This is a genomic window from Ruegeria sp. CDSA241 (genome assembly GCF_059611265.1).
In genome coordinates this window covers 1-19,288 of the sequence record NZ_JBXWPF010000029.1, presented here as the reverse complement: position 1 = coordinate 19,288, position 19,288 = coordinate 1, and the positions used below count along the sequence as shown (strand labels likewise).

Annotated in this window: 16 protein-coding genes; 4 read left to right on the top strand and 12 right to left on the bottom strand. The window is 53.6% G+C overall.

Annotated elements, in window-relative coordinates; translation table 11 throughout:
• Window positions 1-348 precede the first annotated feature (348 nt).
• The 8 genes from AC2FJV_RS19605 to AC2FJV_RS19570 all read right to left on the bottom strand — a co-directional run bounded on the left by AC2FJV_RS19605 (window position 349) and on the right by AC2FJV_RS19570 (window position 10,441).
• The gene (locus AC2FJV_RS19605; protein WP_496690597.1) at window positions 349-1,653 is read right to left on the bottom strand and encodes an aminotransferase class III-fold pyridoxal phosphate-dependent enzyme; all 1,305 of its coding nucleotides are present in this window, start codon (window positions 1,651-1,653) and stop codon (window positions 349-351) included.
• A gap of 52 nt (window positions 1,654-1,705) precedes the next feature.
• Window positions 1,706-3,268: a trimethylamine methyltransferase family protein gene (locus tag AC2FJV_RS19600; RefSeq protein ID WP_142640360.1), complete on the bottom strand. Its 1,563-nt coding sequence runs from the start codon at window positions 3,266-3,268 to the stop codon at window positions 1,706-1,708.
• Window positions 3,261-4,493: an aromatic ring-hydroxylating oxygenase subunit alpha gene (locus AC2FJV_RS19595; RefSeq protein ID WP_142640359.1), complete on the bottom strand. Its 1,233-nt coding sequence runs from the start codon at window positions 4,491-4,493 to the stop codon at window positions 3,261-3,263. Before AC2FJV_RS19595 ends, AC2FJV_RS19600 begins: the two co-directional genes overlap by 8 nt.
• Window positions 4,493-6,553 (bottom strand): oxidoreductase, encoded by a 2,061-nt coding sequence (locus AC2FJV_RS19590; RefSeq protein ID WP_496714432.1) that lies wholly within the window; start codon window positions 6,551-6,553, stop codon window positions 4,493-4,495. Before AC2FJV_RS19590 ends, AC2FJV_RS19595 begins: the two co-directional genes overlap by 1 nt.
• Before the next feature lie 61 nt (window positions 6,554-6,614).
• Complete coding sequence (locus tag AC2FJV_RS19585; RefSeq protein WP_496714431.1) at window positions 6,615-7,676, bottom strand: extracellular solute-binding protein; 1,062 nt, start codon at window positions 7,674-7,676, stop codon at window positions 6,615-6,617.
• Between the two features lies 1 nt (window position 7,677).
• Complete coding sequence (locus tag AC2FJV_RS19580; protein WP_142640357.1) at window positions 7,678-8,790, bottom strand: ABC transporter ATP-binding protein; 1,113 nt, start codon at window positions 8,788-8,790, stop codon at window positions 7,678-7,680.
• Window positions 8,787-9,575 (bottom strand): ABC transporter permease, encoded by a 789-nt coding sequence (locus tag AC2FJV_RS19575; protein ID WP_496690593.1) that lies wholly within the window; start codon window positions 9,573-9,575, stop codon window positions 8,787-8,789. The genes AC2FJV_RS19580 and AC2FJV_RS19575 overlap by 4 nt, the downstream gene beginning before the upstream one ends.
• Window positions 9,572-10,441 (bottom strand): ABC transporter permease, encoded by an 870-nt coding sequence (locus AC2FJV_RS19570; RefSeq protein WP_496690592.1) that lies wholly within the window; start codon window positions 10,439-10,441, stop codon window positions 9,572-9,574. The genes AC2FJV_RS19575 and AC2FJV_RS19570 overlap by 4 nt, the downstream gene beginning before the upstream one ends.
• A 109-nt stretch (window positions 10,442-10,550) precedes the next feature.
• Between AC2FJV_RS19570 and AC2FJV_RS19565 the strand changes: the two genes are divergently transcribed.
• Window positions 10,551-11,204, top strand: a complete 654-nt coding sequence (locus AC2FJV_RS19565; protein WP_271952668.1) for a TetR family transcriptional regulator C-terminal domain-containing protein — start codon at window positions 10,551-10,553, stop codon at window positions 11,202-11,204.
• A gap of 446 nt (window positions 11,205-11,650) precedes the next feature.
• On the top strand, window positions 11,651-12,601 hold the full coding sequence (locus AC2FJV_RS19560; protein ID WP_281996117.1) for a proline racemase family protein: 951 nt from the start codon (window positions 11,651-11,653) through the stop codon (window positions 12,599-12,601).
• 709 nt (window positions 12,602-13,310) lie between these two features.
• Here the strand turns inward: AC2FJV_RS19560 and AC2FJV_RS19555 are convergent.
• The 4 genes from AC2FJV_RS19555 to AC2FJV_RS19540 all read right to left on the bottom strand — a co-directional run bounded on the left by AC2FJV_RS19555 (window position 13,311) and on the right by AC2FJV_RS19540 (window position 15,115).
• Window positions 13,311-13,625 carry a monooxygenase gene (locus AC2FJV_RS19555; protein WP_271952664.1) on the bottom strand — a complete coding sequence of 105 codons (315 nt, stop codon included), beginning with the start codon at window positions 13,623-13,625 and terminating at the stop codon, window positions 13,311-13,313.
• Window positions 13,626-13,655: 30 nt separating this feature from the next.
• Window positions 13,656-14,033: a hypothetical protein gene (locus AC2FJV_RS19550; RefSeq protein WP_271952662.1), complete on the bottom strand. Its 378-nt coding sequence runs from the start codon at window positions 14,031-14,033 to the stop codon at window positions 13,656-13,658.
• Window positions 14,034-14,044: 11 nt separating this feature from the next.
• A complete protein-coding gene (locus AC2FJV_RS19545; RefSeq protein ID WP_271952659.1) occupies window positions 14,045-14,488 on the bottom strand; it encodes a MarR family winged helix-turn-helix transcriptional regulator in 444 nt (147 codons plus the stop codon).
• Window positions 14,489-14,656: 168 nt separating this feature from the next.
• Window positions 14,657-15,115: an Lrp/AsnC family transcriptional regulator gene (locus AC2FJV_RS19540; protein WP_281973936.1), complete on the bottom strand. Its 459-nt coding sequence runs from the start codon at window positions 15,113-15,115 to the stop codon at window positions 14,657-14,659.
• Window positions 15,116-15,228: 113 nt separating this feature from the next.
• On the opposite strand from AC2FJV_RS19540, the gene AC2FJV_RS19535 reads away from it, so the two are divergent.
• Together AC2FJV_RS19535 and AC2FJV_RS19530 are read left to right on the top strand one after the other, a co-directional pair.
• Complete coding sequence (locus tag AC2FJV_RS19535; RefSeq protein WP_496714429.1) at window positions 15,229-16,434, top strand: methionine gamma-lyase; 1,206 nt, start codon at window positions 15,229-15,231, stop codon at window positions 16,432-16,434.
• A gap of 11 nt (window positions 16,435-16,445) precedes the next feature.
• Window positions 16,446-18,821 carry a thiamine pyrophosphate-binding protein gene (locus tag AC2FJV_RS19530; RefSeq protein ID WP_496714428.1) on the top strand — a complete coding sequence of 792 codons (2,376 nt, stop codon included), beginning with the start codon at window positions 16,446-16,448 and terminating at the stop codon, window positions 18,819-18,821.
• The last annotated feature ends 467 nt before the right edge of the window (window positions 18,822-19,288 follow it).

The following is a 19,288-nucleotide window of genomic DNA, read 5'->3' as shown; positions in this document are numbered from 1 at the left end:
GGATCAATTGCTTAACGTCTTCACCTCGTCAGGCTCATAACCTGAAGGCCAAAGGTTCAAACCCTACTCCCGCAACCTAAATCACTACACAATATCAATATATTACACACCGTGCCAGAGCGGGCTTTTGCGTTGCGCCATCACAACTGAAAGCACCGTGGAAGCAAACAGTACGAGAAAAACACTGTGACGGACCCGTAATAGATAATGCCAACCCGTAGGATACCGTCGCTGTCAAAACCTTCTTCAAAACCGCCAAGGCCGAACGGTTTTGGCGGAGATCGTGGAGCATACGACAATACGCTGAAATGGCGGCCTCCGGGCTTTCGCAACAATAGCGCAAGCAATTCATTGGCCTCTAATCCCGCTGAGCCACGCACTTGTCGCTTCAAGCCCTTTTCGCAAGACAGCAAACATTTGCTCAATTTCACTTTCGCTAATGATTAGGGGCGGTGAAAGAACACACATGTTGATCACAGGTCGAACCAATAACCCACGTTTCTGGCATTCGATATCGATCTGGTTACCAATCTCGTAGTCGCACCCCAGATCGCTCTGGGGATCACCATCGACTGAGCATTGAACGCATCCCATCAACCCCATGCCGCGCACATCGGTAACGATGTCAATCTGACCCAACTGCTGTAGCTGATCCTGAAAAACTGGAGCGACCTTTCGAACGTGTTCGAGAAGCTTTTCCCGTTCAATAATTTCCATACTTTTCAGACCAGCGGCCGCGCTGACCGGGTGGCCAGAATAGGTGTAGCCATTTGAGAAGGTAGCATCTTTCCCTGCAACATCGGCGATCAATCTATCCGAGATAATCGCGGCGCCCATCGGTGCATACCCAGATGTCATTCCTTTGGCACAGGTGATTATGTCTGGCTGAATGCCAAAAACTGCCTCAGACGCGAACCAATGGCCCAAACGCCCGAAAGCCGTCACTACTTCGTCGGAGATGTATAGAACATCATACTTCTTGCAGATGTTTAGGCAACTTTCGTGATACCCTTTCGGCGGCACTATCACGCCACCAGAGGCAAGAACCGGTTCGGCGATAAAAGCGGCAACATTTTCTGGGCCAAGCGCCACAATGGCGTTTTCCAGGTCCGAAACTTTCTCTTTCAGAAAGCTCTCTTCGCTTTGACCAGGCGCACGATAAAGCGGATTCACGTCTGGCAAGAAATGTGCGAGGTCATCCGCCTTGTCGAGCCAAAGCCTGTCACGCTCTTTTCCACTGACGCTGGCCGCCAAAAAAGTGCTTCCATGATAAGCTTTTTGCCTTGAAATGATTTTCTTTTTCTCGGGGCGTCCCAAGAGGTTGTTGCGGAAATGAACAAACCGGATGGCCGTATCAACTGCGGTGGAACCGCCGGTGGTAAAAAAGACATTGTTCAAATCGCCCGGCGCACGTTTAGCGATTTCGCGCGCGAACCACGCAGTAGTCGAGTTGGAATTGTTAAAGGGCGAGAAATAGGCAAGGTTCCGAGCTTGCTCAGCCATGGCCTCGGCCATCTCCGCGCGCCCATAACCGATCTGAGTGCACCACATGCCTCCCGGTCCGTCGATCAAGCGTTCGCCTTTTTCGTTCACCACATGGATGCCGCTGGCACCTTCGATAAAAGTGCGGTCGTTTTCGCCCAATGTTGCCATCCCTTCCCACGGGTGCAGGAAGTGGTCGTTGTCCCAGTGCTTGACGTTAGAGTTATCCACGGCGGGCCATGCTTTCTGTGCTCATCACAATTGGGAATTCTTCGCGAACCTGAGCGTCTGAGGCGCCGAAGTAGTTGGGGAAATGGCTATCGAGAATGGAATTGGCCTTGTCACGGGCGCGGTCCAGAAGATCAGTTTTGCCTTCGTTTTCCCATGTGTCCGTGCGCTCACGATCCATGAGCCGTGGGTAGACAAATTCGCTGTTCATATAGCTCAGTGTGTGCGGGTTGCCGAGAAAATGACCAGGGTCGATGGCACACTGGTGGATCACATCCACCGCCATGGTTTCATCCGTGACTTCAATCCCGCGCAACGACCGCAGGATCATACCGCCCGCTTCGTCATCGATGACCATGCTTTCAAAACTGCATCCCATCAGGCTACCGATCATACCCCCGAACTCGCACAAACGATTGGCACCGGCATGAGCGGCAAGCGTGAAGGTTAGTGCCTTTTCCAACCCATATTGCGCGTCGGGTATCTTAGCATCGGTCATGCCTGCGCCGACAGAGGTTGGAAGGCCATAAAAGTTACCCATCTGAATGGCTGCGGCCCCGATCAGAGCCTGTTCGCCACTGCCGCCGGTGAACGACCCGCTGCGCAGGTCAGTGATGAAGGGCCAGGCGGCAAAGCAGACCGGACAACCTGGTGTGATGAGGTTTACGATGGCAACGCAGGCCAGCGTTTCGGCCACGGTTTGCACCAGCGTTCCCGCAAGTGTAGCGGGGGCTGTGGCCCCGGCTTGAGGAGGCACCGCCAAATCAACCGTCAGGCCCAACTTGGCGGTATCAATCAGGATTTCCATGTTTTCCTTGCCGACCCGCAAGGGGGAAACCATGGGGCAGCCACCAAATATGACGCTTGGCTTTTTCATGAAAGCCCCTTCGCCACCTTGAGCAAAATCAAACATGCGGATGGCATGCGGAATATGGCTGCGGTCGCGAAAAGTCAGACAGGCAGGTTTTTGACTGCCTGCGAGCATGGCATAAATGGTGTTCATGTCGTGAGCGAAATCATCAGTCACATCGGTGGCCAAAACTGTGTCGCCCAGCATATGGATGTTGTCCAAACGGTCCACCAGACGGGTGAAATCATAGACATCGCGCAGGATCGACGGGCGATAAGATTTAGTTTCGGAATCGAAGGTGGTCACGGCGGTGCCGGAGTTGGCGAAATAGACGCTCTCCGCCGAGCAATGCATGTCGTCTTTGCCTTCACGCTCTCCTCGGGCATAGACGTAAAACTCCTTGGCAGCACCAGCCAGGATGTCTTCCATCAGTGCGCGGGGGAAGCACAGCCGATTTAGATCATTCATCACCGCGCCTTTGGGCAGCACCAGATCAAGCAGTTCCGGGAAATGATCGGTAATGCCGGTTTTTTCCAGAACGGTCAGAGCCGCTTGATGGATGTTCTCCATATCTGTTGGGGTAAGCGGCTTATAGCGTCCGCCGCTTAAGCCGCCATGCACGGCCTCATTGCCGGTGGTCGCCTGTTGCACCTTTATGCGCGCGGCGCGCCCGCCGCCACCGCGACGGCGTGATTTTACCTCAGCCATTACAGGCCATCCTTTGTTCTGGTTCCGAGCGGATCATGGCAAAATAGAAATCGTAAAAATCCTGGATCGAGGTTTCCATTTCGCCCAAGGGCCCCGGTTGGAAGTATTGAGAATTAACGCCGGACTGGTTGTGCCGAATGATGCGTTCGTCATCCAAAGATGTGACATGCCAAAGCCAGGTCAGGTCTTCCTTGTTGTAATCTTGGCCTTCTTCGGCATCAGCGCTAACCAGCCAGACCACCTGAATGTCGGTTTCCTGTAGACCACGTGGAATAAAGCGGTAGCCCACCATATGATCCGAATAGATCAGGAACCAATTCAATGGGCCAATATCAAAGTCAGTTGCGCCACCGTCGAAGCCTTTCAGCGTTCCAAGCAATGGCGCAAGCGCCTCGCCCGATTTGCTGCCGGTTTTGTAACCTTGGTAAAGCGGGTAGCGCCGATAATACCCGCTGGTGAATGGGGTGGGCGCAGCCTCGCCAACAAGCGCCAGTTCATCAGGTGTCAGCCCGACTTTTACAGCCCTTGCATTTAGCGGCTCGACCAAGCCAGCCATGTCTTGTGGCGATTTCAGGCTATGAGAGCGAGAGTATTCTTTGTGTGCTGGTCCGCAGTGATAGCATTCAAGATAGTTCTCAACCGCCAGTTTCCAATTCGCGGGAACGGGAAATGACGCCGTATGCGCCACTTTCAGATCGTCAAAGCCATAGGGTTCGACGAGTGGCGAAAGCTGGCTGAGGACAGGATCTAGCGATGGCGTGTTTGCATCGGCACACACAAAGATCAGGCCTTTAAAGACACTCACTTGAACGGGAAAGAGCCCGAATTTGGATGGGTCAAAGTGTTCCCCCATGTTATGGCCTGCACGAAGTTTTCCCGATAGCTCATATGTCCAGGCGTGATACGGGCAAACAAGAACACGGGAGTTGCCAGACTGTTCAGTGCAGACGCGAGATCCACGATGGCGACAGACGTTCAAATGAGCGCGAACTTCGCCTTCGCGGTCGCGAACAATAATGATGCTCTCCGGGCCATAGTCGAACAGAAAATAGTCTCCGGGGTTTGGGATTTGGCTGACATGCCCTGCCCAAAGCCAGTTACGGTTCCAGACCTGGGCAATGTCATTGTTATAGATGTCTTGCGAGGTATAGAATTCACGCGGCAGCGCGTGGCCGTACTGGTGCGAGGCCATCAAAGCATCTAACTCAAACGGTCGGCTGTTCATCACGTTTCCTCCAAATCGACTATCTCGCGGCGAAACCAATCCTTGTCTGCTTCTGCCTTTGGGCGTTCAAAATCACGTGCCGCGCGGTGGCCTGCGAAGACTGCGTCCACGATCAACCCAGGAGACGCGGCATCGCCAATAAGTTCGAGGGTTTTCAAACCGATCCCGCGCAAGCTGTCATAAAGCGCTGTCTCACGATGGCGCTCGGTAACCAGAACTGCCGAGGCACAGGGAATACTCGCTTCGCGACCGGTAAAGGCACATCCGATGCGGGCCATGTCACCTTCAACCGCGGTCAGCACCTGATTACAGCGAATGTCGATGCCAAGTTCGATCAGACGAGCCTGAATACGGGGCTGCTCCAAAGTATGTACGGCGTAAGCAGAGACCAAACTCTCCGGCGTGACAAAGACCACCGGATATCCGGCAGCTGCCAGTTTTTCTGCAATCACACCTGCCAAATAGATATGGTCATCATCATAGATCATCACCGGGCCATTCGGAGGCAATATGCCGTTCATGATATCATCAGGTGTCAGTACTCTGGCGCTTTGCTCGATATGAGGCATACGGCGCTGGGTGTTTCGCCCCATGCCATCCGTACGCCAACGGCTGCCGGTGGCGACAAAGACGTGTTCGACGCCAAGCTCTGCCACCTGATCGCCGTCAAGTCTGCTGTCGGTGAACAACTGAACGTTGCCGCGCTGTTTCAGATCATTCAGGCGATAATCGACGACGCGCGACCAGGCCGCTAGGCCGGGAAGCTTGCTTTCCTTTGCAACACGTCCACCAAATTCAGCTGAGGCTTCGGCCAAGGTCACCTGATATCCTCGCCTTGCGATTTGCATGGCACACTCAAGACCTGCGGGTCCGCCACCGATTACCAGTGCCTCCGCCTCGCTTTTTTTCGGTGCAATGATCTCGGGGTGCCAGCCGCGACGCCATTCCTCGCCCATAGTCGGGTTTTGGGTGCAGCGGATCGGAATACCCAGATTGTCCGAAGACACGCAGATGTTGCAGCCGATGCATTCGCGAATTTCGTCGATCCTGCCTTCTTCAATCTTCTTCGGTATGAACGGGTCCGCAATAGAAGGTCGCGCCGCTCCGATAAGGTCGACAATACCTTTCTTGACCATCGACAGCATCATATCGGGGGAGGTCAGGCGACCGACACCTACCACGGGTTTCCGAGTGATCTGTTTGACGTGGGACAGAAACGCGTTCTGATAACCATCTTCCGGCTGGAATCTGGTTGTGGCACTGTCATTGGACCAGTCGGCCACATTCACATCCCATAGGTCAGGAAGATCGGCCAAAAGCTCGACCACGGCACGGCCTTCTTCTGCGGCCTGCATACCGTCGGCGCCCACCATCTCATCAATGGCAAAGCGGAGCGCCACAGCGCAGCTGTCACCTACAGCTTCGTGGGTATCTTCCAGCAATTCGCGCGTCAGGCGCACGCGATTTTCAAGCGACCCGCCATATTCATCACTACGCTGGTTCATATGAGGCAGCATGAAATGTTGCGCCAAAGTCATGTTATGTCCGGCATAGACGTAAATGATGTCAAATCCGGCATCTTTCGCGCGCAGGGCGGCCTCGCGATGCCAGCGGCGGAATTCCCGGATATCGGCCTTATCCATGGCCTGCGCCTGCTTGGGATGCGTCATATCAACGGACATCTCGGACGGAGCAAAAACCGGGGCGCGGGTCAGCAGGTTCTGCGCATGGTTGCCATTGTGCACCAGCTGGATGGCTGCCAGCGCACCATGTGCATGTACTGCGTCTGTCATCAGCCGCAACGCAGGCACATCGCGCCCATCCCACAATCGCCCCTCGGCATAGGGGGACAAGTCCGAGGTCGGGTGTATCTCGGTCTCCTGATTGGAAACCACTGCCCAACCACCTTCAGCCTTCATTCCGCGGACGGCAGCATCCGCCCGTGGCCTGAGGTGTCCCAGCCCGGTGCAATGCGGCACCTGATAAAAGCGGTTTCTGGCTGTGACGGGCCCGATCTGAATCGGTTCGAAGAGCAGAGCGTATGGGTTCGCGTCCGACATAATCACGCGTTTTTCCTATATTTGGGTTCCGGAGCCCGAAGGCCCCGGAAATATGGTTGTGTTAGAATCCGGCTTTGATCCGTTCAAATTCTGCCAGCATTTTTGTCTCCAACTCGGGATTCACCGCGTCAAAGAACAAACTGCTTTCGAAGAAGCTTTTCGGATCGGCAAAACCATAGGCTTCGATATTGGCTTGATCGGCGACTTCGAACGCTTTTGCGTTGGAATGCGGGTAGCCCCAGTTGTCGATGATGTATTGGCCGCTTGCAGGATCAGTGAGCGCGTTCAACAGATCATAGACCTGATCGACCGGTGTCGTGGAAGACTTCAGATGCACGTAGCCACAGGCCCAGGTCGCGATACCTTTGTCGACGTCACGCATCATGGCGGCAGGCACTTCGTTCCAGATCAGGTTCAGTTCGGACTGGTTCCAAGCCCAACCCATTTCGATCTCACCGCTGGTCATGGCCTGATCAAACTGACTCGCATCGGACCAGTAAAAGCGCATGTTTGGGTGGATTGAGCGCAGGAAATCCGATGCTTCTTTGAATTGCTCATCGCTCAGATTTGTGTAATCATCAGCGTTTCCAGTGGCCAGCGCAGCCAGGGCATATGCAGACGACGCCGCATCCGGGATCGCGATCTTACCTGCATAGGCCGGGTCAGCCAGCAATTGCAGCGAGATATCATCCCCCGAGATTTTGTCGGTACGATAGATAAGACCCGTGTTCCCCCACTCGAACGGCAACATGTAAAGCTGGCCGTCCAGGACGATGGCGTCGACTTCCTTAATCTCAGGTAAAACATCGGCCCAGTTGGTCAGTTTGCTTTCATCCAGGGGCTGGATCAGGTCGGCTGCGACCCATTTCCGGACCGCGTCAGAACAAGGATGCGCCAGATCAGCCGTGAAACCCGAACTCAGTTTCGTGAAGGCTTCCTCCTGACTTCCAAAATAGGAATAGCTTGGCGCCTCATCCCCGTATTTTTCCATGTAGCTGGCAAAGAACCCGGGGTCTTCATATCCCGACCAGTCAAAAACCGTTAGATCAGCGCCACCTGCTATGGCACTTCCCGTGCTTATTGCCGTCGCACATGCGAAGGCCGCAATTCCCTGAACTCTCATTTTATCCTCCCACTATTTTACTATGGTCTGTACCAAGATCGATCACGCTTGCACCCTGAAGCCCCAGCCAAACTGCGTCGCCGCGTTTGAAATCGACCGTGTGAAAGTAGTTGGGAACCGAGACCGAGATTGGCTTTTCGGCTCCCGCAACCTGAATGTGATAGTGAATGTTCTCGCCATAGAAGGCGACATTGCTGACAGTGCCTTGAACCGTTGATGGATAGTCTTCTGGCTTTTCAGCAGCGATTTCCAATTGTTCCGGGCGAATACCGATGTTCATGTCTTTAGAGCTGGTCGCAACGTTGGGATTTCTCTCAATCTCAATCCGCCCGAAGGCGGCTGCATCGATCGACAACATATTGCCGGTTTCGCCCGACAACTGGGCAGGCAGTATGTTCATCTCACCGATGAAACTGGCCACTTGCTGATCACAGGGACGGGCATAAAGCGTGGTTGGTGTATCCACCTGCTTGAGCCGTCCGTCGAACATCACACCAATACGGTCGGACATCGTCATTGCCTCATATTGGTCATGGGTGACCATCACAAAGGTGATGCCAAGCGACTGCTGCAGATTGCGCATTTCAAACTGCATCTGCTCGCGTAGTTTCTTGTCGAGAGCTGACAAGGGCTCGTCCAGTAATAACACCTTGGGTCGCATGATCAGCGCGCGGGCGAGTGCCACCCTTTGCCGCTGCCCACCCGACAACTCACTTGCGCCGCGATCCTGAAGACCGCCCAGCTCGACCATTTCCAGGGCCTCGGCTACGCGCTGTTCGATCTCGGCCTTGGGCGCCTTGCCCCGTAATCCATAGGCCACGTTGTTCCCGACGTTCAGATGCGGGAAGATCGCGTAGCTCTGAAAGACCATGTTCGTTGGACGGTTGTTGGCAGGCACACCTTCCATATCCTGACCGTCGATCAGCACGGTACCCTTGGTCGGTTCCTGGAAGCCCGCGATCATCCGCAATACCGTGGTCTTGCCGCATCCCGAGGGGCCGAGGAGCGAGAAAAACTCGCCCTCTTTGAGATCGAGATCGATCCCGCTCGCAGCCAGGAATGTGCCATAGCGCTTTTCGACGCCCCTGAGTTCTATGATGTTTCTGTCTGTCATCGGACCTCTGATGCGGATGAGCGGCGGCGGAAGTACTCGGCCAGCACCAATAGCAGAACCGAGGTAAGCAGCAGGATAGAACCCAAGGCCAAAACGTTTGGAAGCTTGGCGGGGAAACGGATCTGGCTCCAGATATAGACCGGCAGGGTTGGCTGGTTGCCGGACAGGAAAAAGGCCAGGACGAACTCATCGAAGCTGACCGTAAAAGTGACCAGCATGCTGGCTACGATACCGGGGGAAACGACCGGCAGCGTCACGCGACGGAAGGTTTCGAACACGCCGACGCCCAGATCGTAGGATGCCTCTTCCAGCGACGCGTCGAAGTCATCGAACGCGGACTTCAAGATCGAAACGGAAAATGGTAGCGCAAGAAACGTATGGCCCAGAACAACGGTCAGCAAAGACGGCTTTAGACCGAGAAACAGAAACAGGACCAGCATTGAAGAGGCCACGATAATGCCAGGGATAACCAAAGGCAGCATCACCAAACCTTCGGCTGCACGCTGGCCCCGAAAACGGTATCGAACAAAGGCGCGCGCAGCGAACAGACCCATGGCGGTGGATAGAAGTGCGACGACCGTGCCAACACCAAGCGAATTCCAAAGGGCCTGGATCAACGTGTCCTGCTCGCCCAGCTTCCGGTACCAGTCCAGCGTCCACCCCTTGATCGGAAAGGCAACGATAGTACCGCTGTTGAACGAGAACAAAGGTAGGAACAGAACCGGCAGGTACAGAAAAACCAAATACAGGAAAGCATAGGCTGTCAGGGTCGAGGGGCGCTTCATCTGATCCTCCTCCCAAGCTGGGTGGCGGTAATGACAAACACGATGGCGACGAAGCCGACCGACAGCATCGCGATCAGCGAAAGTGTGGCGCCAAGAGGCCAGTTGTTAGCGGCCCCGAACTGCACCTGAATAAGATTGGCGATCATCTTCCCGTCCGACCCGCCGACCAGTGCCGGTGTTACGTAGTCACCGACAGTCGGAATGAAGATGATCAGGCAAGCGGCGATAATACCTGGTATCGTCAGCGGCAGCGTCACCCGCATGAAGCGTTGCAAAGGACTGTTGCCGAGGTCGGTGGCGGCCTCCAACAGGCTTGGATCGATCTTCTGCAACGAGACATAGATCGGCAGGATCGCAAAAGGTGCCCAGGCATGGGCAAGCGTCAGTACGACAGCGAATTCATTATAGAGCAAGAAGTCGAGCGGTTCGTCGATCAGACCAAGCATCAGCAGTGCAGAATTCATCACCCCGTTGAACCCAAGGATGAGCTTCCAAGCAAATACGCGCAGCAGATAGCTGGACCAGAACGGAATGGTGATGAGCAGAAGCCAGATAGTCTTTTTCCGGGCCTTCATCGCGATGAAGTACGCGATGGGATAGGCCAGTGCGACAGTGACTATCGTAACTGCTCCGGCAATCCAGATCGACCTTAGCATTAAATGTCGAACCAGCGGATCGGCAAACGCGTCGCTATAGTTTTTCAGCGTCGGTGTCTTGTCGAGCGTTACGTAGGTTTGGGTCCAGAATGAATAGGCGATCAGGATCACCAAAGGCGCCGCCACCAGAAACCCCACGTATGCCGTGGCTGGTGCGCTGAGGGTATAACCCCGGGACGCTTCGCTACGAAAAATCACCCTATCTCCCATCTCGGTACTTACGAGTCTCTAATGGACGATCGTCCATTTAATGTTGCGCCAGAAAGGCCTTTCGTGTCAATCTTCCTGTGAGCCACCCATATGAAAAGACCCTAAGCTGATGGAATCATTGAATAGAGTAACAGAGCCTAAAGGAAGAAAGCGTAGCTCGAAGCGCGATCCAGAGGCCAACAGGCAGCTTCTGATAAAGGCGACACTGGATACTATTGCTGATATTGGAGTCACCGATACCTCGGTCAGTCGCATTTGCGAGCGCTCAGGTCTGTCGCGCGGAATGATCCATTTGCATTTCGGGGGGAAGGACAATTTGCTGACAGCAGCGGCCCAGCATTTCAGTACTGAGTATTATGCCGAGATGGACAGAATGACCGAACTGGGCTCGGATGCATCGCCCGAGGAGCGGGTGATGGCTGTGATCGAGGCGGATCTATCCGAAGCTTTGCTCAATCCACGAAGTACGAAAATCTGGCATGCATTCCGAGGCATCGCGAGCTCACACCCTGGTATTGCCCGATACAGCAGCACTCAGGATCCCAAACTTGTCGAGACTTTGCGGCGTGCGTTCACGGAGATAGCCCAACAAAACGGACATGATCCGAACTTGGTGAATGATGCCACTAGCGGAACGTTGGCCTTACTGGAAGGTATGTGGGTAAATTACCTTACCGATATGCAGGTTTTTTCGCGACGACGCTCTGCTGAACTTATTCGAAGATTTTTAGGCGGGCTTTTTCCAGGAAAATTCAAGTTGTGAGCCTTCGCGACGCTCAGGTTTGAGATGGAAACAATGCCTCTTCCTGGAAAGCAACTACTGGTATTGGTGAGGCCTCTAGCGTCTAAGTAGCATCCACCTAGCTATTGAAAAATCTCGACGTCCGCTGTGCGCTATTAGCGGACTTTCACAATTAAACTTTGTAGTCCGAGATGCGCAACAAAGTGAGGTTTTGCAGCATTATTGACGTCGTGGTGTGGCTACGCACCCGTTGGTCCAATCTTCAAGCTGGTCGGGAAAAGCATCGACTGACTTCGCTCGGCGCCTGCGATAAATCTCGACATACATGCCTCCAGCCTTTGCCGAAAAGCATACATCATCCAGAGTTTTCACACAGACTCAGTCCAATACACCATCAGCTGAAAGCAAGCATGGATGTTTGCAGCCAGAAGCTACAAGGTAGCACACGATATCCAGGACACCGAACAATGCCTAAAAAACACCAGGGACAAACGGTTGCGATAGATGTTGATCTCGCTGGAGATATTCTTCGAGTGGCGGTTTCTGGTCTTCCTAAACTAGTTTCTAGGAACGCGGCTAGCGCCTTGCTGGAGCTTCGTTCGGATCACGAACAGTTTCGGGGGTTTTTGAACCTCCCACCAAATGGAAACCACCTCATCAACTCTTGCCTACTCTATCCACCCTTTGAGCAAGGTACCGATGGGGCACTTTTTCTAGCCTCTCAGTTTGCATACGCACCATATGCCGGAACCGCACTCATGGCTGCAGCCACCATAATTGCGAGCGCGAAGCGTCAAGCATTAGCCAAAGATCAACAAGTTGTTGCTTTGGAAACAGCAAATGGTGTCATGGAAGTACAAGTAACCCGAACAGATAGCGTTATGACACATGCCAAGTGGTTTACTGTCAAGCCCAAGCTATTGATTAATAATCAAATATTGAATCTTCCTCTAAGTGGAAACATTCCAGTTTCTCTAGTCGATGCCGGGTTGCCGTATTTGGTTGTCGATGCAGACTATCTAGGTATTTCGCTTAGTGAGCGCCAAAAATTGACCAACGCTGCAATTGAGTTAAGCGGGGCGGCTAGTAAACAATTTCCGATGTCCAATTTTGGTATTGGCGGCAGCTACGGTAAATACTTGGTCATGTTCAGTTCGAAATCAGGGAAGAACCATATTAAAACTGTCTGGGCCTCTGAAAAGGGAGAACTGGCAAATTCGGCTGGGGGGACAGGCGCATTGTCTGTTGTGGTGGCGTGCGAGGGCAACGGGTCAATATCTCCCGGCAGGTCCGTGACAATCGAAGCACCGGGCGGAATTTTTGAATGCCAAGTTGTCGGTCAATTCGCCACTGTATCAGCAGAAGTTAGGATCGTTGCAAGGCATAGCTTTCCTTCTTTTTACTACGCTAATCCGTAAGGCAGCTTTTTAAATTGGGTGTTTGGGTGCAGAACCCTAACAAACCGAGCAACTGAATTCCATTCTGCCAGAACCCGTTGTGGCGCCTTAATTGCAACCCAGTGCCTGGTAGGGCCACTGAAAGCTTCGGACATTGCCGACGAGAGTATTGGGCCGACCCCCGACGAATATTCGGAAAGGCCTTCTGCGGGCAAGTTTTTCGCCCATCTTCACTAAAATCTGGGTTTTTTAGCTCAATCAGCCCAAATCGGACATTGGTCGTGGCAGTAAAGAACGACAGGAGTACACTAAAGGCACCAAAATCAGCGTGCTTTCTTGATCTTTATTTTGTCAAGCTTCGCTCTGCTCTTGGTCGATTCCTCAGAGCGCGTGAGAGCTTTGGCAATGGCCTTCAAGCCCATCCCCTTTGACACCAGTAGGTGCAATTTTGAATTTCCTCTTGTGTCCAAGCTTGACGGTGACGCTCAAATCGTTCTGCCATGGTTTTCGTCTACCTTATCAATGTGTCTGATCTGTCATAAAGCATGGTGGTCGTGTTGACGCCAGCTCAAGCAAAATCACGAGTATCTTAGTGAAGCAGCGGTGATACCAAACGCGACAAATGACAGACCCAGCCCAAAGCGGACAATCAAGACCAAACTTTGCAATTCCGGATAGCGGACCGAACCGGACATCAACGTTGAGCGTGCCAATGTCCGGTCATTGCTCGCTAGCCTTCAAGTGGGGCTCGGTTGACGCGACTGACCTCCTCCATAATGTCGAAAACATGGTCGGCGGTCACTGTGATCCCTATCGCTTCCAGGCGCTTCAGGTGCATTATTTTATAGCTTTCCAGATATTCGCGGTTCCGAAACAGGTATGTGGACCCATAGTGATTGGTTCCATCTTCGACAGTCCAAATCTTCCAGATTATTCCTGGCTCCTCCGCGATACTCTTTGCAAGTTGCTCGGTGCCGGCGAGAAATTCTTCTGTGATCGGACCTTCATAGGTCATATGCAGATCCCAGACTTTCAGTGTACTCATGTTTAGTTTCCTTTGTGAGTTTGGGAAAGTTCAGCGGTTTTTCCCGAGTTGGTAGAAGCATAGGACCGCAAGCAAGGCGAAGAAGATGGGGTCAGACCAGCCAAACCCGGTGAAAACTCCTGTCAGGCAGGCGTAAAGCGTGATGATGACGCCAAGTAGATTGGTCCACATCAATCCTGTGAGAAGGGCGATTGCAGCTTCACTGCCATGTTCTACGTCCCGAAACAGGAAGCTGATGATCCCGATGCCGCCCAGAAATATCGAGTTATGCTGTGACAGGAACACAGCGTATTGGTCGTTTAATTGCAGGCCGTAGTTTGGCCAGAGGATGGCCGGGGCAAAGAACAGCGCGAGCGCGAACAACATGTAAATCACGCCATGCACGGTCAGGAGTGTTTTGTTAGGCATGTTACGACTTTCTAAGGTTGAGGCAGTTTTTTTCGGAGTTGGTTGAGTGTCTTGATCGTCTGGCGTTTGTCCTGCACGCTGAGATCACCAAAAATCTGTTCCAGAGCTTGATTGTGGAGTGGCAGGAATTCGGCCACTTTTTGGCGCCCGGCTGCGGTCAATAACAGAACACGCGCCCGTCTGTCGGTTTCATCGACACTCTTTTCCACCCATCCGGCTTGAACCAGGTTTTTGACAACCACATCCAGGTTGCCGGATGTAGACAGTGTCAGCCGCATCAGATCGTTGATTGACAGCGGACCCTTGTTGCTAAGTGTTTCCAGCGCGTCCCATTGTGGCGCTGTAAGGCCCGCCGAACGAAACGCAGACACCATAGCGCGCATGAATAATTGCTGACTGCGTAGCAGGGCCAGCACCAGGGTTTGGTTTTCTCGGGCTTGATTTTTATGTCTCATGTTGCGCATGTATCCCTAGTTAGGGATAAATTCAAGTACTCCCCATAGAATGACCTAATCCACTCATTCGTTCGATGTGCAGCATTTGTTGGAATGACGCATAAAGCGAGCTTTCGCTGCATCTGCGCTAATGTCCGCAATCATTTCATCTCAGTTCATCAAGCAACGTTACTCTGTCACTGGAAATACATTTGTCTTCTTGACAACTCCGTAGACAAAGCTGCTGTCCATGGAGGCAATACCTCCAAGAGGATGCAACTTTCTGCGAACGAATTTTTCGTAATCTGAAAGATCAGCCACGACCACACGAAGCAGGTAATCCGATGAGCCGGTCATAACGAAACACTCCAGTACCTGGTCAATCCGCGCAATGGCTGCTTCGAATTTCTTTACTGTCGCTTCAGTATGGCTTTCCAGTTTGACGTGAACGAATACCGTTACCGGCAACCCGTAGGCCTCGGCGTCTATGTTGGCGCTATAGCCGGTGATGATTCCATTTTGCTCGAGCAGCTTCAGCCGCCTCAGACAGGGCGAAGGTGACAAGTTCACCTCTGCTGCCAGGTCTTGATTCGTCATTCGACCATTGCGCTGCAACGCTCGAATGATCTGTTGGTCTTTACGGTCTATTTTTTTCATAGATTAGCATATACTGCTACAAACGAGGTAGTATAAGACATTTTTGGAATATTTTGCCACTCGTGTCGTCATACTCTGCTTCTTGAAAACCAAGGAGTCACCCAATGCGCAACCGCCCCGACAGCTTCTCCACTCTTGCCATTCACCATGGCTATAACCCGATGGAAAACGAAGGAGCGTTGACGCCTCCGCTGCATCTGACCTCGACATTCGCTTTCGAAACCGCGGAAGCAGGCGGTGCGATGTTCGCGGGCGAGCAGGCAGGGCATGTTTATTCGCGCATCTCGAACCCGACTTGCGATTTGCTGGAGCAACGCATCGCGGTGCTTGAGGGGGCAGAGGCAGGATTGGCCCTGGCCTCGGGGATGGGGGCGATCACTGCAACGATGTGGACTCTTCTTGCCCCGGGGGATGAGGTCATTCTCGACAAGACGCTCTATGGCTGCACATTTTCCTTCATGCGGCACGGGCTGGCAAAATTCGGTGTGACAGTGACCCATGTGGATCTGACGGAGCCGGAAAACCTGATAGAGGCGATCAGCGGAAAAACCAAGGTGGTCTATTTTGAAACACCCGCCAATCCGAATATGCGCCTTGTAGATATCCAGTCTGTATCAGCCATTGCCCATGCCAACGGCGCCTACGTGGTGGTGGATAATACCTATGCCACGCCCTATCTGACCCAGCCAATCAAACATGGCGCAGATATCGTTCTGCACTCGGCGACGAAATATCTAGGCGGTCACGGAGATGTTGTTGCAGGGTTGCTGGCCGGATCGACCGAGCTGGTGACTGAAATCCGCCTCTATGGGATGAAGGATATGACCGGCGCGGTCATGGCCCCGTTTAACGCGATGCTCATACTGCGCGGCCTCAAGACACTGGAATTGCGCATGGATCGGCATTGCAGCAGCGCTGCGACCATCGCCGAATATCTGGAGCAATCCGCCGGTGTGCGAAAGATCTGGTATCCGGGACTGAGCAGTTTCGAACAGCATGATGTCGCGCAGCGGCAGATGTCCAAATTCGGCGGCATGATTGCATTTGAACTGGATGGCGGTCTGGAAGCAGGGCGCGCGATGATGAACAGACTGCAAATGATCACCCGCGCCGTATCATTGGGAGATGCTGAAACACTGGTGCAGCACCCGGCCAGCATGACCCACTCTACCTATACGCCTGAAGAACGCGCCGCACATGGCATCAGCGATGGGCTGGTGCGATTGTCCATTGGCCTGGAGGGGATCGACGACGTGATCCACGATCTCGAACAAGCCTTGCCAAGACCCCCTGTCCGCAGCGCAGCTTAAGGAAATTGACCATGTCCATTGATCTCAAAACAATTGAACAACGTTTGCTGTGGCTGTCCCACTGGATGATCCACCATGCGAACCACATTCGGCCCAAAGCTGACGGGATCAAGGTTGGCGGGCATCAGGCGTCTTCGGCGTCGATGGTATCGATCATGACCGCGTTATATTTTCAGACCCTGCGCCCGGAAGATCGCGTAGCAGTCAAACCGCATGCATCGCCGGTCTTTCACGCGATTCAGTATCTGATGGGCAACCAGACCCGTGAGAAGTTGGAGAACTTTCGCGGATTTGGTGGCGCGCAAAGCTATCCTTCCCGCACGAAAGATATCGATGACGTGGATTTTTCGACCGGTTCGGTGGGCCTTGGCGTTGCTATCACCTCGTTTGCGTCACTTGTGCAGGATTATGTACAGGCCAAATCCTGGGGCGATACGCAAAAGCTTGGACGCATGATCGCATTGGTTGGCGATGCTGAGCTGGACGAAGGCAATATCTATGAGGCACTGCAAGAGGGATGGAAGAACGATCTGCGTAATTGCTGGTGGATCATTGATTATAACCGCCAGTCATTGGACGGCGTCGTGCGTGAAGGACTGTTCCAACGGATTGAGCAAATCTTCGACGCCTTCGGATGGGATGTTCTGCGGGTTAAATACGGCGCTTTGCAACGCGCTGCGTTTAAAGAGCCGGGCGGAGAGAAGCTGCGTCAATGGATTGATCAGTGCCCCAACCAGCTCTACTCGGCACTGACCTTCATGGGGGGCGCGGTGTGGCGCGAGCGACTGATGGAAACCCTCGGCGATCAAGGCGACGTAAGCGCGTTGCTTGATGCGCGCAGCGATGACGAACTGGCCGCTCTGATGGAAAATCTGGGTGGGAACTGCGTCACCACCATGGCAGATACCTTCGCCGCAATAGATCACGACCGCCCGGTCTGTTTCCTTGCCTATACGATCAAGGGCTGGGGGACGCCGATTGCTGGCCACAAGGACAACCATGGTGGGTTGATGAACAAGACTCAGATGGCCGAATGGAAGAAATTCATGGGTGTTACTGAGGGTGATGAATGGGAGCGCTTTGCCACCATCGCAGACCCGGCAGCGTTTGAGAAAATGCTGGCAAAGACGCCCTTCTTCGCCAGCGGGCCGCGCCGATACTCAGATGACGTTATCGACGTCCCCTCAGTTGAGTTGGATCCGGGTCGTGAAATCTCGACTCAAATGGCATTCGGCAAGATTCTGGATGACCTGTCCAAAGGCAACAGCGCGCTGGCCGAGCGGATCGTGACGACCTCTCCGGATGTGACCGGCACAACCAATCTTGGCCCTTGGGTCAATCGCAGGAAACTGTTTGCGCGCACCCATCAATCCGACACTTTCAAGGCTGAAAATATCCCCTCCACCGCGAAGTGGGAGTTTACACCAGATGGTCAGCATATCGAACTTGGCATTGCTGAAATGAACCTGTTTTTGCTTCTGGCGGCGGCAGGGCTTTCGCACTCGGTTTTTGGCAAAAGGCTTATTCCCATTGGAACGGTCTATGATCCTTTTGTGTCCCGTGGCTTGGATGCGTTGAATTACGCCTGTTATCAGGATGCCCGTTTCATGATCGTGGGCACGCCCTCTGGCGTCACTTTGGCGCCGGAAGGCGGGGCGCATCAATCAATCGCGTCGCCGCTGATTGGCATGTCGCAAGACGGGTTGGCCGCATTTGAGCCCGCCTTTGCGGATGAATTGGCGGTCATCATGGAATGGGCCTTTGCCTATATGCAAAAAGATGGCGAGGGAGATCCCGATGAACGCACCTGGTTGCGCGACGAGACCGGCGGTTCGGTCTATTTACGTCTGACGACCAACCCGATTGAGCAGCCCGGTAAACGCGTGGATGACGATTTCCGTCAGGGGGCCATCGACGGTGCCTATTGGCTACGCAAACCGGGACCGAACTGCGAAGTTGTCATTGCGTATCAGGGCGCGGTTGCCCAGGAGGCCATCAGGGCAGCGGGCCATATCGCCCAGGGGCGGCGGGATGTCGGCGTTCTGGCAGTGACCTCTGCCGACCGGTTGAACGCCGGCTGGACTGCAGCGCAACGGGCGCGCACAAATGGCATTCGGGGCGCTGAGGCACATATCGAAACGCTGCTGGCAGATGTGCCGCGCGACTGCGCATTGATCACAGTGATCGACGGACACCCGGCAACGTTGTCCTGGTTGGGTGCCGTTCATGGCCACAAAACGATTCCGCACGGTGTGGAGCATTTCGGCCAAACCGGGTCAATTGCGGATTTGTACCGTCATTTCCGCATTGACGCTAACGCGTTGATCCAATCAGTAGGCGAATTGTCCCATGGTCGTAAAATCCCTCAGATTGTGGCTATAGCATAGCAGCAGCAGACATTGGATCACGTTGCTGCGTCTGCAACTATGGGCTCTCCTGTCGCCACTCTCTGCGGAGCGCTTCAACTGGTGGTAAGAGCCCATTTCGTGAGTCCGATTTTCATGCTGCGTGCGCTCGCGGTGTGGGAAATGCTGCGGTAGCGTAAAGTATGGTGCTGTCGGGCAGCGGGAAAAGCCGCCATTCGTGCAGAGTGCAGCAAGGATCAGGGACTGAATTCACACATCGCGGACGAAGCTGACCTTGATGGTCACAGACTGAACGTCGGCTTCTGGCATCGTTGCGTGTGCTCTTCCTACAGGGCAAATAAAAACGGGCGGTCCGTTTCGAGCAAACTTACAATACCGGGCAATATTCTTATTCTATCTTCTTCTTTCCAACTAGGGTCAGGACTCATAGCCAATAGATGACGAGAGCTGCGATGGCGATTGCTGAGAGGAAGACCTTCGGGCACCTG